The organism is Aeribacillus sp. SP014 (genome assembly GCF_054055575.1).
Genome location: NZ_JBSRXI010000001.1, coordinates 2,810,193 through 2,823,309, shown reverse-complemented (window position 1 = coordinate 2,823,309; position 13,117 = coordinate 2,810,193). Strand labels below are relative to the sequence as shown.

General features: G+C 38.4%; 16 protein-coding genes and 1 riboswitch. Of the genes, 12 read left to right on the top strand and 4 right to left on the bottom strand.

Annotated elements, in window-relative coordinates:
- Positions 1-25 precede the first annotated feature (25 nt).
- The gene (locus ACVIJU_RS13780) at positions 26-670 is read left to right on the top strand and encodes an MBL fold metallo-hydrolase (protein ID WP_327863174.1); all 645 of its coding nucleotides are present in this window, start codon (positions 26-28) and stop codon (positions 668-670) included.
- 54 nt (positions 671-724) lie between these two features.
- Here the strand turns inward: ACVIJU_RS13780 and ACVIJU_RS13775 are convergent, their stop codons facing one another.
- The gene (locus ACVIJU_RS13775; RefSeq protein WP_456687688.1) at positions 725-970 is read right to left on the bottom strand and encodes a DUF2626 domain-containing protein; all 246 of its coding nucleotides are present in this window, start codon (positions 968-970) and stop codon (positions 725-727) included.
- Between the two features lie 316 nt (positions 971-1,286).
- Between ACVIJU_RS13775 and comGA the strand changes: the two genes are divergently transcribed.
- From comGA to ACVIJU_RS13735, 8 genes are all read left to right on the top strand, one after another.
- Positions 1,287-2,354, top strand: coding sequence for a competence type IV pilus ATPase ComGA (gene comGA / locus ACVIJU_RS13770; RefSeq protein WP_066247583.1), 1,068 nt, complete (start codon positions 1,287-1,289; stop codon positions 2,352-2,354).
- Positions 2,347-3,378, top strand: coding sequence for a competence type IV pilus assembly protein ComGB (gene comGB, locus ACVIJU_RS13765; RefSeq protein ID WP_456687687.1), 1,032 nt, complete (start codon positions 2,347-2,349; stop codon positions 3,376-3,378). Before comGA ends, comGB begins: the two co-directional genes overlap by 8 nt.
- 4 nt (positions 3,379-3,382) lie before the next feature.
- Positions 3,383-3,694, top strand: coding sequence for a competence type IV pilus major pilin ComGC (gene comGC, locus ACVIJU_RS13760; RefSeq protein ID WP_063388095.1), 312 nt, complete (start codon positions 3,383-3,385; stop codon positions 3,692-3,694).
- On the top strand, positions 3,663-4,124 hold the full coding sequence (gene comGD, locus ACVIJU_RS13755; RefSeq protein WP_066247587.1) for a competence type IV pilus minor pilin ComGD: 462 nt from the start codon (positions 3,663-3,665) through the stop codon (positions 4,122-4,124). The genes comGC and comGD overlap by 32 nt, the downstream gene beginning before the upstream one ends.
- On the top strand, positions 4,108-4,434 hold the full coding sequence (locus tag ACVIJU_RS13750; RefSeq protein ID WP_063388097.1) for a hypothetical protein: 327 nt from the start codon (positions 4,108-4,110) through the stop codon (positions 4,432-4,434). The genes comGD and ACVIJU_RS13750 overlap by 17 nt, the downstream gene beginning before the upstream one ends.
- Entirely contained in the window at positions 4,364-4,855 is a 492-nt protein-coding gene (gene comGF / locus ACVIJU_RS13745) for a competence type IV pilus minor pilin ComGF (RefSeq protein ID WP_133309105.1), read from the top strand. The genes ACVIJU_RS13750 and comGF overlap by 71 nt, the downstream gene beginning before the upstream one ends.
- Positions 4,852-5,223: a competence type IV pilus minor pilin ComGG gene (gene comGG, locus ACVIJU_RS13740; RefSeq protein WP_327874156.1), complete on the top strand. Its 372-nt coding sequence runs from the start codon at positions 4,852-4,854 to the stop codon at positions 5,221-5,223. Before comGF ends, comGG begins: the two co-directional genes overlap by 4 nt.
- A gap of 119 nt (positions 5,224-5,342) precedes the next feature.
- Positions 5,343-5,522, top strand: coding sequence for a YqzE family protein (locus ACVIJU_RS13735; RefSeq protein WP_130156369.1), 180 nt, complete (start codon positions 5,343-5,345; stop codon positions 5,520-5,522).
- 90 nt (positions 5,523-5,612) lie between these two features.
- On the opposite strand, the gene ACVIJU_RS13730 is transcribed toward ACVIJU_RS13735, so the two are convergent.
- Both ACVIJU_RS13730 and ACVIJU_RS13725 read right to left on the bottom strand, forming a co-directional pair.
- Positions 5,613-6,410, bottom strand: a complete 798-nt coding sequence (locus ACVIJU_RS13730) for a YqhG family protein (RefSeq protein WP_327874155.1) — start codon at positions 6,408-6,410, stop codon at positions 5,613-5,615.
- Between the two features lie 50 nt (positions 6,411-6,460).
- Entirely contained in the window at positions 6,461-8,128 is a 1,668-nt protein-coding gene (locus ACVIJU_RS13725; RefSeq protein ID WP_456687686.1) for a DEAD/DEAH box helicase, read from the bottom strand.
- 284 nt (positions 8,129-8,412) lie between these two features.
- Positions 8,413-8,500, top strand: a riboswitch (glycine riboswitch).
- 213 nt (positions 8,501-8,713) lie between these two features.
- On the opposite strand from ACVIJU_RS13725, the gene gcvT reads away from it, so the two are divergent.
- Genes gcvT through gcvPB form a run of 3 tightly spaced genes read left to right on the top strand, consistent with a single transcriptional unit; the run spans position 8,714 to position 12,642 of the window.
- Complete coding sequence (gcvT, locus tag ACVIJU_RS13720; RefSeq protein WP_082829399.1) at positions 8,714-9,829, top strand: glycine cleavage system aminomethyltransferase GcvT; 1,116 nt, start codon at positions 8,714-8,716, stop codon at positions 9,827-9,829.
- 18 nt (positions 9,830-9,847) lie between these two features.
- Complete coding sequence (gene gcvPA, locus ACVIJU_RS13715; protein WP_456687685.1) at positions 9,848-11,191, top strand: aminomethyl-transferring glycine dehydrogenase subunit GcvPA; 1,344 nt, start codon at positions 9,848-9,850, stop codon at positions 11,189-11,191.
- Positions 11,182-12,642, top strand: a complete 1,461-nt coding sequence (gcvPB, locus tag ACVIJU_RS13710) for an aminomethyl-transferring glycine dehydrogenase subunit GcvPB (protein ID WP_130156377.1) — start codon at positions 11,182-11,184, stop codon at positions 12,640-12,642. Before gcvPA ends, gcvPB begins: the two co-directional genes overlap by 10 nt.
- 40 nt (positions 12,643-12,682) lie before the next feature.
- Here gcvPB and ACVIJU_RS13705 read toward each other — a convergent pair whose 3' ends face one another.
- Positions 12,683-13,057 carry a rhodanese-like domain-containing protein gene (locus tag ACVIJU_RS13705; protein WP_063388106.1) on the bottom strand — a complete coding sequence of 125 codons (375 nt, stop codon included), beginning with the start codon at positions 13,055-13,057 and terminating at the stop codon, positions 12,683-12,685.
- Positions 13,058-13,117: the final 60 nt, after the last annotated feature.

Here is a 13,117-nt window from a genome sequence, read left to right as displayed (position 1 = left end):
AAAGAAAATGACCTGAGGTGAGAGCATGAAATGGATGAGAATCCCGCTCGGATTGCTGCAAACAAATGCGTATATTTTAACAGATGACAAAAATGAGTGTATTTTATTTGATCCAGGCGATGAAGGAGAAAAGCTAATTGAAGTATTGCGCAAACATCAGTTGACTCCCCTTGCCATTTTGTTGACACATGCACATTTTGATCACATCGGAGCGATTGATGATGTTCGAAAAGTTTGGAATATTCCAGTATATGTCCACGAAAAAGAACAAAAATGGCTTGGCGATCCTTCTTTAAATGGATCTGGTCATTTTATGAATGGAAAAAATGTTACGGTAGAGGAAGCGGACGAAATCATTCGGGAAGAAGGAAGCTTGACAATTGGTTCTTTCCAGTTCTCTTTATTTGAAACACCGGGGCATTCTCCTGGAAGCATCTCCTACTATTTAGAAGAAGCAAATGCTGTTTTTTCAGGCGACGTATTATTTAAAGGAAGCATTGGCCGTACGGATTTGCTTGGAGGGAATCATGAAGAACTGCTGAAAAGCATTCATGAAAAACTGCTAGTGCTGCCGGAAGAAACCATTGTGTTGCCTGGCCACGGTTCAGAAACAACCATTATAGAAGAAATGGAAACAAATCCTTTTTTAAATGGATTTTCGCTTTCGTAAAAATTGAAGAAGGTCAAAAAACAGGCAATTCCATTGCGGAATTGCCTGTTTTTATTAATGGCCGCCTTGTCCAGGGACCATCATAAACGTCGTCCAATATGTAAACCCGACGAAGAAAATGGTCAAATATGCTCCGAAAATATAAATATACATACGTTCAGTTAATTTTAAATAAGATAGTAAAACAAAAAATCCAGTTTGACCAAAGAAAAGTAAAGACGTCGTCTTCATATCGCCTAAATAAAACATAACAGCAAAAATACCTGTCCAAAAACCGAGTACACGGAACATGCGATCCATTGTGTTTCCCTCCTTTTCCCTCAATCGGTCGCTTTTTATATTATAATGTACAGCTTGATACATTGTAAATATACCGTTTCCAATTGTTATTGTATCCACTTTGTTTTCAAACATGTTGTAAAAAAATGTTCAAAAATTATGAGTTTATAGCAAAAAATTGTTTTCTAAACAGTCTTTGCAAACAATTGTTATTTTTCGGTTATGTTCAATTAAATTTTGCAAAAGGAAAGGGAAAAGAAAAATCCATTATCTACGTTCGCATTTTTCTCTTCAATTCGTTAAGATGAATCCTAAGAAAAGAAAGGGGGGATATGGAATGATTGAAATTGAAAAGCTTAGCGAAAAACTGATTGAACTGGCGTGTTCATTTAGTGCCTCAGACATCCATATTGTTCCGAAAAAGAAAAAAGCAGTTATTCAATTTCGAATTGACGATGACATCAAAGAAATATTTCATCTGCCTAAAGCTATTTGTGAACGCTTAATTTCTCATTTTAAATTTATGGCCCAAATGGATATTGGCGAAAAAAGGCGTCCGCAAAACGGTGCTTACTCCTTCCATACGATTTACGGAGAGGTGCATCTTCGTTTATCGACATTGCCTACAGTATTCGATGAAAGTCTAGTCATCCGAATATTGCTAGAGCAATCGATTCAATCGCCTGAAAAACTTTCATTGTTCCCGTCAGAATCCAAAAAAATGCTTTCATTTTTAAAGCATTCTCACGGTCTCCTGATCCTTACCGGTCCGACCGGTTCGGGAAAAACGACCACTCTTTATTCGCTTCTCCATTATGCAAAAAAACATTTTAAAAGAAACATCATCACACTTGAAGATCCTGTGGAAACGAAAAGCGATGAAATGCTTCAAGTGCAGATCAATGAAAAAGCTGGAATTACGTATGCAAATGGGTTAAAAGCAATATTAAGACATGATCCGGATGTCATTATGGTCGGTGAAATTCGGGATCATGAGACAGCAAGGATTGCGGTCCGGGCTGGGCTTAGCGGACATTTAGTACTGACCACCATGCATACGCGGGATGCAAAGGGAGCTATTTATCGATTATTAGAATTTGGTGTAACCTTTTCCGAAATTGAGCAAACTTTGATCGCTGTTGCTGCGCAGCGTCTCGTTCATTTAATATGCCCGTTTTGCAAAGGGAATTGCCCGCCTTATTGCAAAAAATTAAAGGAAATTAGGAGAATTGGGGTCTATGAACTTCTTTACGGCAAAAATTTAACCGCCGCTATTCGGGAAGCAAAAGGAGAGGAGCAGAGTGAGTTAGATTATATGAAGTTAAAAGATGTAATTAAAAAAGGAATCGCTCTTGGGTATTTATATCCGGACATATATGATCGTTGGGTGTTTGAATATGAATAGGCATCGATGGAACAAAAAGATGCAGGCACAATTTTTGAAGAAAGTGAGTGAGCTGCTTTCAGAAGGGTATGCATTAAATGAAGCTATTCGCTTTATGAGTTTTCATGTAAAAGAAAAATACCGACAAGATATTGAGACTTGTATACAGATGTTGACGAAAGGAAATTCGCTATACACGGCTTTTGAGAAGCTTGGATTTCATCAAGATGTACTAAGCTATCTTTTCTTTGCTGAAAAGCATGGTGATATACATTTTGCTTTAAAAGAAAGCTCAGTAATGCTGGAAAAACAACTCCTCCATTTGGAAAAATTTATTCAAGTTCTCCGCTATCCGCTCTTTTTAATTGCTCTTCTTTTAATTATTTTATTTGTCATCCAAGCAGTCGTTACCCCGCAATTTTCGTATATGTATGAAGCAGTTGATTTGAACGCCTCCTTCTTTCTGACATTTGTCATGTTTACCATTCAAGGGATCAAAACGTTTTTTTTCATTTTGTTTAGTTTCTTATTGCTCCTTTTTTTCTACTATTGGGTCTCTTTCCGAAAAAAGCCTCCGCTTGAAAAACAGAAGCTGCTTATGAAAATTCCGATCGTGTCAAAAGGTTTGCGGTTATTTCACAGCTACTATTTTTCTTTGCAAATGAGCAATTTGTTGAAGGGAGGATTGTCCGTTTTTGAATGCTTTACTCTGTTTCAAGAACAACATTTTCTCCATTTTTATAGGGAAGAGGCCAATCTGTTTATCGAGAAATTAAAGAAAGGAGAATCGCTAGAGATAATATTTGCTGAAAGTCCATTTTTTGAACAGGAACTTTCCTCTGTTGTTCAACATGGACAAGCCGTCGGTCAATTGTCTAAAGAGTTGTATATGTACAGCCGGTTCGTATTGGAGCGGATGGAACAAAAAATAATGAGAATCATTAGTTATATTCAGCCGGTCGTTTTTCTGATGATCGGGGTCTTCGTATTGATCATTTATTTATCGATTTTGCTTCCAATGTACCAAATGATGGGTCAAGTATAGGAGGATGAAAATAGTGAAAAATGAACATGGATTTACATTGGTGGAAATGCTGGTTGTACTGTTAGTGATCTCGATTTTGCTTATTATAACGATTCCGAATGTTATGGCTCATAATAAAAATATTCAAAATAAAGGGTGCGAAGGTTTAATTGATATGGTGCAGGGTCAAGTCGTCGCATATGAAATGGAGTTTCATCAAACACCAACAATTAATGATTTAATCACTAAAGGGTACTTGCCGAATAATTCTGGAAAATGTCCAAATGGTGATGAGATTGAAATTGATGCAAATGGAAACGTCATTAAGAGCAACTAGGCAAAGTGGTTTTACTGTTCTGGAGATGCTTCTTGTTCTTTCGATCTTTTTATTGATCAGCTCTTTTATATGGATTGGAGCAGCAAATATTTACAGAGAAAAAGTCATCGATCAATTTTTCGTTCAACTGGAAAAAGATTTGCTATATGTACAACAGCACGCATTCGTTAATAAAGAAAAAATTTATTTGTTTTGGTATCCTGACAAACATTACTACGAAGCTGAACGATCCGGCTTTAAAGGGGAACTGTTTGAAAGAGCATACGATCAAAACATAAAAGTCGAATCAGGAAACATAAAATTTCCAATCGAGTACTCTCCTTCCGGCTATTTTTATCAAGCTGGAACAATCTTCATTTCGTATGATAAAAAAACGTACAAAATCATTTTTAATTTAGGGAGAGGAAGGTTCCGTGTGGAAAAATTATAGCGGATATACGATCACAGAAATATTAATAGCATTTTCCATATGGTGTTTGCTTTCGCTGACGCTGGTCCCTGTGTCAACAGCCTTATTGAAACAGCAAAAAGAAGCAGCAGCATCTGTGCTGGCTTATCAACTGCTCAAAGAAGAACTTGAACGTTTTGTATTTGAAAAGAAAAAAACAAATGGCCAAGTTGAGCGGCAAGGGATGATGTTCGAACTGGTGTGGGGAAAGGAGGGGCAATTTGCTGAATTATGTGTTCTTTCGGATGAAAATGCAGAACAAAAGGTTTGCGGCTACATTTATGAACAATAAAGGATATACGGCAGCAAACATGCTGATAGCCTTTCTAGCGACAACCATCATCATCTCTTCCTTTGCACCCATGCTCTCATTTTTTCTCAAATTGAATACGAGGCAGCAAGATTTACATCCAAGCGAGTGGAATTTATTTCTAATTGAGCTTCATCGTGAAATCAAAACATCTCAACAAATAATGGTGAAGCAAAATGTTTTACAATATAAAAATCAAAAAGGAGAAGTAGTCACACTCAGTCAATATAATGATTTGCTGCGCTATCAGGTTGACGGAAAAGGACATGTTATTGTGCTGCGCGGTGTTCAAGCCGCTCATTTTATTCCAATAACACATGGTGTGAAAATTGAAATCACAAGCTTAGAAGGTAAGCGGTTTGAAGGAACCATTCGCGATGTGAAAGGAGTGATTCCTGATTGAAAAATGAAGATGGTCATATTTTTCCAATGACGATCGGCATATTTCTGCTTTGCATAATGATTCTTACCGCATATGCTTCCTCATATATTCAAGAGCAAAGATTTCGGCATGATGCGAAAGAGTTTTATTTGCAGGAAACGTTAATGCTTGCCGGTGTTCAATATTCGCTGAAAAAAGCTGACTATTCTGATACCCAGGAAATACTTGAACTCCCAAATGGAACCATTTCGTATAAACGAACGAAAAAAGAAAACGGAATCGTCAATATTTCCATTACATGCAAGACGATAAAAGGAACCGAGTATACGGCAAACTTTCATTATGATTTGAACAATCAACAGATTATGAGCTGGAATGAATATTCATAGCTTTCATCGTTCAGCGCCTTATCAAAGCTTCAACCAATCGTTTATTTGCCAGAATGTCTGTTTAAATGAACAGAGTTTAGGAAATAATATAAAAAAATTTTATTTCGAGGTGCCCGCTTATGTCTGGTAATGATTATGTGAAATATGTAACCGAACAGTTTGTAAAGTTTATCGACACCCCAAAAGAAACAAGGAAACAAAGGCGTGAGGAACGGAAAAAAGATCGTCTTCCATTATCAATGAGATGGTTTGGATTTTTGCCGATGGCGTTTTTAATTTTGATCAAGAAAAAGAAATAAAGGAAAAGGAGCCGTTCACCAGCTCCTTTTTTATTGAAAAGTGATGAGATCATTCAATTTCGAGCGTATTTTCTGCGTCTTGATTTTATTTTAATGAATTATAGAATCCGATGATAAATAAAAAATTCCTCCATTGTGGACTTCTATTTCAATGCGCGGTTCATACAGCTCTTGAATCGCCTTCTTTTCTGTCCAATAAACAGAAGGTTTTTCATCTAGATCTTCATAAAAATGCTCCAACAATGCTAAATCGGCATTCATTCGTTCTTTCGCTTCTTCCGCCCACCGATGGTCATCTTCTTCAATTTTTTTTATCACGTAATGCTTCAATCGAGTTAATCCGCTTTTTGGTGTAATTAATGGCGTAATGGTAAAACAAAAATCAGGAATTTTCGGTGTCAAATGAATTTTTTCTAGCTGCTCCTGAAAATTTTCAACAATCCTTCCGTTGATTAAATGCAGTCCTAATGAATAAGTTTGATCCTTCTTTTTGTCACAAATATACGAAATCGTTACATTCATCCCAATCCAAGGGTGCAGCGGCACGTTTGCTTTGGAAGCTGCTGTCTGTTCATATAACCGAATATAAGAAGACATTTTCTTCGTTGCCGCAAAAATTTGGTGCAGTCTCGGCGATCCGAAATGAATCCATTCACCTTTTACATCTTCCGGAGCCTCCTTTGAATCCGTGATGAAAGTAAGTTTCATCGGATTTGGAGTTCCGCCGGTTTTTTCTAAATAATGCCAGTAAAAAGGCCGATTCATTAATTCTTTATCCATTTCAACAGTTAATTGAACGGTAAAATATCCGTTTTTTTCTTCAATAATTGGACAATTGGTCGCCTGAAAAAAGCGTTTTAAAAATGTGGAAATTTGAGCCTGCTGCATCATTCCGCCTCCTATTTAAAAATTTTGCAAGCAGCTATGAAAAAAAGAAATCAGTTATTCTCGGCCTGTTGTAATTGTTCACCAAAGTTAAGAATAGCCGCTAAATTTTCCATTTTAATTTTCATTTCTCCTTCCGAACTCGACTGAATCATAATATCTTCTATATGTTCATGAATATTGCGGAGGTCAAGTTTTGCTAAAATACTGTCCAATTCCCCAATAACACGTTCAAACAGATTTATTTTTTCATATAATAGCTTTAAGATATGCTCCTCTACTGTATTTTTTGTCGCCATGTTATAAATGAACACATCCCGTTCTTGTCCGAGACGGTGGATGCGCCCGATTCGCTGCTCCAAACGCATCGGGTTCCAAGGCAGATCATAATTAATGATATGATTGCAAAACTGCAAATTTATCCCTTCCCCTCCTGCCTCTGTCGCGATCAGTACTTGCGCTCTATTTTTAAATAAATCCTTCATCCAATCCTTTTTACCGCGTTTAAATCCGCCGCGGAACGGAACAGATGTTATGCCGTGCTGTTTTAAAAACCATTGTAAATATAATTGTGTTGCCCGGTATTCGGTAAAAATAATCACTTTATCGTTAATGTTTTGAATGAGTTCGACCGTTTTTTCTGCTTTCGAATTTTTTGTTACTTGATCGATATAGCCCATTAGATTGCGAATGATCTTTTCAGGCAATTGTGGAGCTTCATCCTTTTTATCAAGCATTTTTTTTAATGTTATGTACACTGCTTCTCTGCTCGAACATGCTTCACGCTGAAGCGTTAAAATGGAGAAACTGCTTGTCGGAATAGAGAATGACGACCGAATTTGACTGATGGCATCATATAAAGCCTTTTCAGCTTCCGAAAATTGAATCCAAATCGTTTCCACATGTCTTTTTGACCATTCAATTCCTGTATCAATGCGGCGGTTTCGTATCATAACTTTATTGACAAGTTCTCGTAAATGCTCATCGTCACGAATATTCCGTCCTTTTTTCTTAAACATATCGTGAAAGAGCTGTTCATTGCCGAGATGTCCAGGTTTTAAAAGAGAAACAAGGTTGAAAATTTCTTCAATGCGATTTTGAATAGGCGTTGCCGTCAATAATAAACAAAATTTTTTCTTTAAATTTTGAACAAACTCATAGTTTTTTGTTTTGTTATTTTTTAATTTATGCGCTTCATCAATGATGACCATGTCATAATCCAATCTGTGAATAATTTCTTTATGGGGGCTTCTTTTTGCTGTATCAAGGGAAGATACGACAACATCGCATTGCTCCCAAACATAGCTTTTCTTTTGCTCAACGGCAGGAATGTAAAATTTTTCATTTAATTCCCTCACCCATTGGGAGACGAGTGAAGCTGGAACTAAGATGAGCACTTTTTTGACAAGTCCGCGAATCATATATTCTTTTAATATTAATCCGGCTTCAATTGTTTTGCCGAGACCGACTTCATCAGCTAATATAGCTTTTCCGTTTAATTTTTCTACTACTGTTTGTGCGACCTCCAATTGGTGGGGAAGAGGGGTTACATGATCAAGATGCAAAGGAGCTACTAAACCTTCAAATGATGGAATGGACAAATAATTCGTAACTTCATAAGCTAATTTGTATAATTCCCAGTTTGCCCACGGACCGTCTTCCTTTAATCTTTGCAAAAATTCTTCTTCCCATGTTGTTTTATAGCGGATGTTTATATTCATTGCCCACACCCTATCCTTTATTTTTATATTCAAAGTGAAATGTTCATTTTTTTTTATCGCTAATTCAAAAACCGTCCCGTTTTTTGATTATAAATTTTTATAAACACGAACAATTAACAATGATTTTTTAAAATTATTTGGGAAAGGTATTGCTGAAACCGTTTAAAGATGATACGATTAAAATACGTTTGAAGTCTTTTTCTTTTGTTTTCTACTCATCTTTTTCCTTTTTGTCGAATATGTCATTTGTTATTTTTTCACAATTTACAAGAAAATATGTGCGGATGAGAGCAAGGGGAGAGACCTCCTTTGTGAGGCGCCGAAGGAGCAAGCATATGTGAATCTCTCAGGCAAAAAGACTCTTGTTTGACGCAGCTCTGGAGAGTGTTTGCATATTGTGCAAACCACCAAAGGGGAAAGCCTTTTTAAGGTAAACTTTCAGGTGCAAGGACAGAGACGGTGTAGCAAAATCTTGTCGATCGGAATAGACAAGACGATACTAGGCCGTTTTCTGTCCTTTTTTCTGCTTTTTAAGCTAAAAAATTTTGAGAGAAACTAGATGCAAAAAATAGATCAGGAGGGGAAATGATGAATGAATTAAAACGCACTCCTCTTTTTGAAGTGTATAAACAATATCGAGCAAAGACGATCAATTTTGGAGGATGGGAATTACCTGTGCAATTTACTTCCATTAAAGAGGAGCATTACGCTGTCCGCACCAATGCAGGTCTATTTGATGTTTCTCATATGGGAGAAATCATTGTAAAAGGGAAAGACAGTCTTCAGTTTTTGCAAAAGGTATTAACTAATGATGTTTCAAAGCTTCGGGATGGAAAGGCTCAATACACAATTATGTGTTATGAAGATGGAGGCTGTGTAGACGATTTAATCGTTTATCGGCTAAACGAGGAAAAATATCTTTTAGTAGTCAATGCAGCGAATATTCAAAAAGATTTTCAATGGCTCATGTCTCAAAAACACGGAGATGTTGAATTGCAAAATATTTCTGAAAGCTGTGCTCTCCTTGCATTGCAAGGCCAGAAAGCGGAAAAGGTGCTGCAAACTTTAACAGACGTACACTTATCTGAGTTGAAATTTTTTGAATTTATTGAAAGTGCTGAGATCGCAGGTAAAAAAGCGCTCATTGCCCGAACTGGTTATACCGGGGAAGACGGCTTTGAAATCTATTGCCAAAGTGAGGACGCCGTTTATTTATGGGAGAAGATTTTGCAAGCAGGAGATAAAGAAAAAGTTGTTCCATGCGGATTGGGCGCTCGTGATACTTTGCGGCTGGAAGCAGCTTTGCCGTTGTACGGTCAAGATCTTTCGGAAGACATTACTCCGATAGAAGCAGGAGTCGGATTTGCAGTGAAGCTTACGAAAAAAGAGAATTTTATCGGAAAAGATGTATTGCAAATACAAAAAGAACAAGGGGTATCGAGGCTGGCGGTCGGCTTGGAAATGATCGAAAAAGGCATTCCCCGTTCAGGCTATAAATTGTTTTCTGGAAATCAACAAATTGGAGTTGTTACATCAGGGACGCACTCTCCTACTTTGAATAAAAGCATTGGAATCGCTCTCGTCAAGAAAGAATTTTCGGAGATCGGGAATGAAATCGAGGTGGAAGTTCGGACAAAACGATTAAAAGCAAGAGTAGTACCAACTCCATTTTATAAACGACCAACAAAAAATGGAAAATAAAGAAAGGAGAAGCTTTCGATGAAGCATCGCTATTTACCGATGACAGAAACTGATCGAAAAGAGATGTTGGAGGCGATCGGAGTCGAATCGATCGATGACCTGTTTGCCGACATTCCAGAAAGTGTACGGTTTAAAGGAAAATACAACATAAAGGCTGCGAAACCGGAAACCGAGCTGTTTCGCGAGCTATCTCAACTTGCTGCCAAAAATAAAGATGTAAAAACAAACGTTTCCTTTTTGGGAGCTGGAGTGTATGACCATTATATTCCGGCAATTGTCGATCATGTCATTTCCCGATCAGAGTTTTATACGGCTTATACGCCATACCAGCCAGAAATTTCTCAAGGCGAGCTCCAAGCAATATTCGAATTTCAAACAATGATTTGTGAATTGACAGGAATGGATGTCGCCAACTCGTCGATGTACGACGGAGGGACAGCTTTAGCAGAAGCTGCATTATTAGCTGCAGGTCAAACAAAAAAGAAAAAGGTGCTCGTTTCGCAAACGGTGCATCCTGAAACGAGAGATGTGCTAAAAACTTATGCAAAAGGACAAAACGTTGAGGTAGTGGAAATCCCTTACCGAAACGGAGTGACCGATGTAGAGGCATTAAAAGAAATGATGAACGCCGAAGTAGCATCAGTCATTGTACAGCATCCAAATTTTTTCGGCCAACTTGAACCGCTTCACCAAATCGAAGAGATCTCCCATTCCGAGAAAAGCTTATTGATCGTTTCAAGCAATCCTCTTGCTTTAGGTGTGCTTTCACCGCCTGGTTCATTTGGTGCGGATATCGTAGTAGGCGATGTTCAACCGTTTGGAATTCCAATGTCTTTTGGCGGTCCAACTTGTGGATATTTCGCCGTAAAAAAAGAGCTGATGAGAAAAATTCCTGGGCGACTCGTCGGTCAAACAGTAGATGAAGAGGGGAAACGAGGCTTTGTTCTCACTCTGCAGGCAAGGGAGCAGCATATCAGAAGGGATAAAGCTACATCAAACATTTGCTCCAACCAAGCGTTAAATGCTCTTGCCTCTTCTGTTGCCATGACTGCTCTTGGAAAAACAGGTGTAAAAGAAATGGCTTATCAAAATATCCAAAAAGCAAACTATGCGAAAAAGATGTTTGAGAAGAAAGGTTTTTCCATTCCGTTTCAAGGTCCAATATTTAATGAGTTTGTCGTGAAGCTGTCCAAACCAGTTTCTTTGGCCAATAAAAAGCTGCTCGAAAAGGGAATCATCGGCGGCTACGACCTTGGCAGAACGTATCCGGAACTTGAAAAACATATGCTTGTAGCGGTAACAGAGCTTCGTTCGAAAGAAGAAATCGATTTATTTGTGAACGAGTTGGAGGGATGGCAATGAAGGATCAACCGTTAATTTTTGAAATATCAAAACCGGGACGGATCGGATACAGCCTGCCTGATTTAGACGTACCGGAGGAAAATATTGATCAGCTGATTCCTAGTGACTATTTGCGGACAGAAGATGCCGAGCTGCCGGAAGTATCAGAACTTGACATTATGCGCCATTATACTGCTTTGTCGAAGCGGAACCACGGTGTGGATTCCGGTTTTTATCCGCTTGGTTCCTGTACAATGAAATATAATCCGAAAATAAATGAAAATGTGGCAAGATTAACTGGCTTTTCTTATATTCATCCATTACAGGATGAAGCGACGGTTCAAGGAGCAATGGAATTAATGTATGATTTATCAGAACATTTAAAAGAAATTACAGGTATGGATGCTGTTACATTGCAGCCGTCTGCAGGGGCGCACGGAGAGTGGACGGGGCTCATGATGATTCGCGCCTACCATGAGGCAAATGGAGAAAAACATCGAACACAAGTGATTGTACCTGATTCAGCCCATGGAACAAATCCTGCTTCAGCGACCGTTGCCGGTTTTGAAACTGTCACGGTGCGATCTGATCAAAACGGACTTGTCGACTTAGACGACTTAAAGAGAGTGGTAGGAGAAAATACAGCTGCTCTTATGTTAACAAACCCAAATACGCTCGGTTTGTTTGAAGAGCATATTGTAGAGATGGCGGAGATTGTTCATTCAGTTGGAGGAAAATTGTATTATGACGGAGCGAATTTAAATGCAATTTTAGGCAAAGCGAGACCAGGGGATATGGGCTTTGATGTCGTTCATTTAAATCTTCATAAAACGTTTACAGGCCCCCACGGGGGAGGGGGTCCCGGTTCAGGACCTGTCGGTGTGAAAAAAGAGTTAATTCCTTTTTTGCCGAAGCCTGTGCTCGTTAAGGATGAAAATGGATTTCGTTTCGACGAAGACAGGCCGCAATCGATCGGACGAGTAAAATCATTTTATGGAAATTTTGGAATCAATGTGCGGGCATACACATACATCCGCTCCATGGGTCCGGACGGTTTAAAGGCGGTTTCTGAAAATGCGGTATTAAATGCGAATTATATGCTGAAAAAATTAGCGCCTTATTACGAAATGCCGTATGACCGCATTTGTAAACACGAATTTGTCTTATCTGCGAAACGGCAAAAGAAGCTCGGTGTCCGTGCGCTTGATATTGCAAAAAGGCTTCTCGATTTCGGGTATCATCCGCCGACAATTTATTTTCCGCTCAATGTTGAAGAATGCATGATGATTGAACCGACTGAAACGGAATCGAAGGAAACATTGGATGCCTTTATCGAAGCGATGATTCAAATTGCTAAAGAAGCGGAGGAAGAACCGGAAATCGTTCAAGAAGCTCCTCATACAACAGTCGTCAAAAGGCTCGATGAAACACTCGCAGCAAGAAATCCGATATTAAAATATGAAAAAAAGTAAGGATTCGCGTTTTGCGAATCCTTATCTTTTATACTTGATTTTATTTCCCCTTTTTAATTTTTCCAGTCCACTTTTTAAAGCCGCCCTTTAAATAATAGAGCTCCTGATAGCCTTTTTTCTTCAGCATTTGTGCGGCTCGCCCGCTTCTTGCACTTGACTGGCAATATAAATAAACCGGTTTGTCTGGGCGGATTTCTTTATAGCGCTGTCTCAATTGGGAAAGGGGAATATTTCTTGCTCCTAAAATGTGGCCACCTTCAAATTCATTCGGCTCCCGCACATCGATGAGCTGCGCTTTCCGATAGCCGGCTTTAAATTCTTCCTCCGTTAATCCTTTCATAATCTTTTTTTGATATAAAAATGTGGCCAAAAAATAAATGATAATAGCTGCAAGAATGAGCAATGACCATTCCACGCTTGTTCGACTCCTTTTTCTTTGTTTGAATTTATTTGTTTGAAGTTCATGTGAACATAC

What these genes read in the sequence shown, in the direction of transcription:
- ACVIJU_RS13735 (WP_130156369.1), top strand. Translation starts at nt 5,343, where the DNA reads ATGTCTGGTAATGATTATGTGAAATATGTAACCGAACAGTTTGTAAAG.
- comGD (WP_066247587.1), top strand. Translation starts at nt 3,663, where the DNA reads ATGCAAATGGAAACGTCATTAAGAGCAACTAGGCAAAGTGGTTTTACT.
- gcvPB (WP_130156377.1), top strand. Translation starts at nt 11,182, where the DNA reads ATGGCAATGAAGGATCAACCGTTAATTTTTGAAATATCAAAACCGGGA.
- ACVIJU_RS13780 (WP_327863174.1), top strand. Translation starts at nt 26, where the DNA reads ATGAAATGGATGAGAATCCCGCTCGGATTGCTGCAAACAAATGCGTAT.
- comGA (WP_066247583.1), top strand. Translation starts at nt 1,287, where the DNA reads ATGATTGAAATTGAAAAGCTTAGCGAAAAACTGATTGAACTGGCGTGT.
- gcvT (WP_082829399.1), top strand. Translation starts at nt 8,714, where the DNA reads ATGATGAATGAATTAAAACGCACTCCTCTTTTTGAAGTGTATAAACAA.
- gcvPA (WP_456687685.1), top strand. Translation starts at nt 9,848, where the DNA reads ATGAAGCATCGCTATTTACCGATGACAGAAACTGATCGAAAAGAGATG.
- ACVIJU_RS13775 (WP_456687688.1), bottom strand. Translation starts at nt 970, where the DNA reads ATGGATCGCATGTTCCGTGTACTCGGTTTTTGGACAGGTATTTTTGCT.
- comGC (WP_063388095.1), top strand. Translation starts at nt 3,383, where the DNA reads ATGAAAATAGTGAAAAATGAACATGGATTTACATTGGTGGAAATGCTG.
- comGB (WP_456687687.1), top strand. Translation starts at nt 2,347, where the DNA reads ATGAATAGGCATCGATGGAACAAAAAGATGCAGGCACAATTTTTGAAG.
- ACVIJU_RS13730 (WP_327874155.1), bottom strand. Translation starts at nt 6,410, where the DNA reads ATGCAGCAGGCTCAAATTTCCACATTTTTAAAACGCTTTTTTCAGGCG.
- ACVIJU_RS13725 (WP_456687686.1), bottom strand. Translation starts at nt 8,128, where the DNA reads ATGAATATAAACATCCGCTATAAAACAACATGGGAAGAAGAATTTTTG.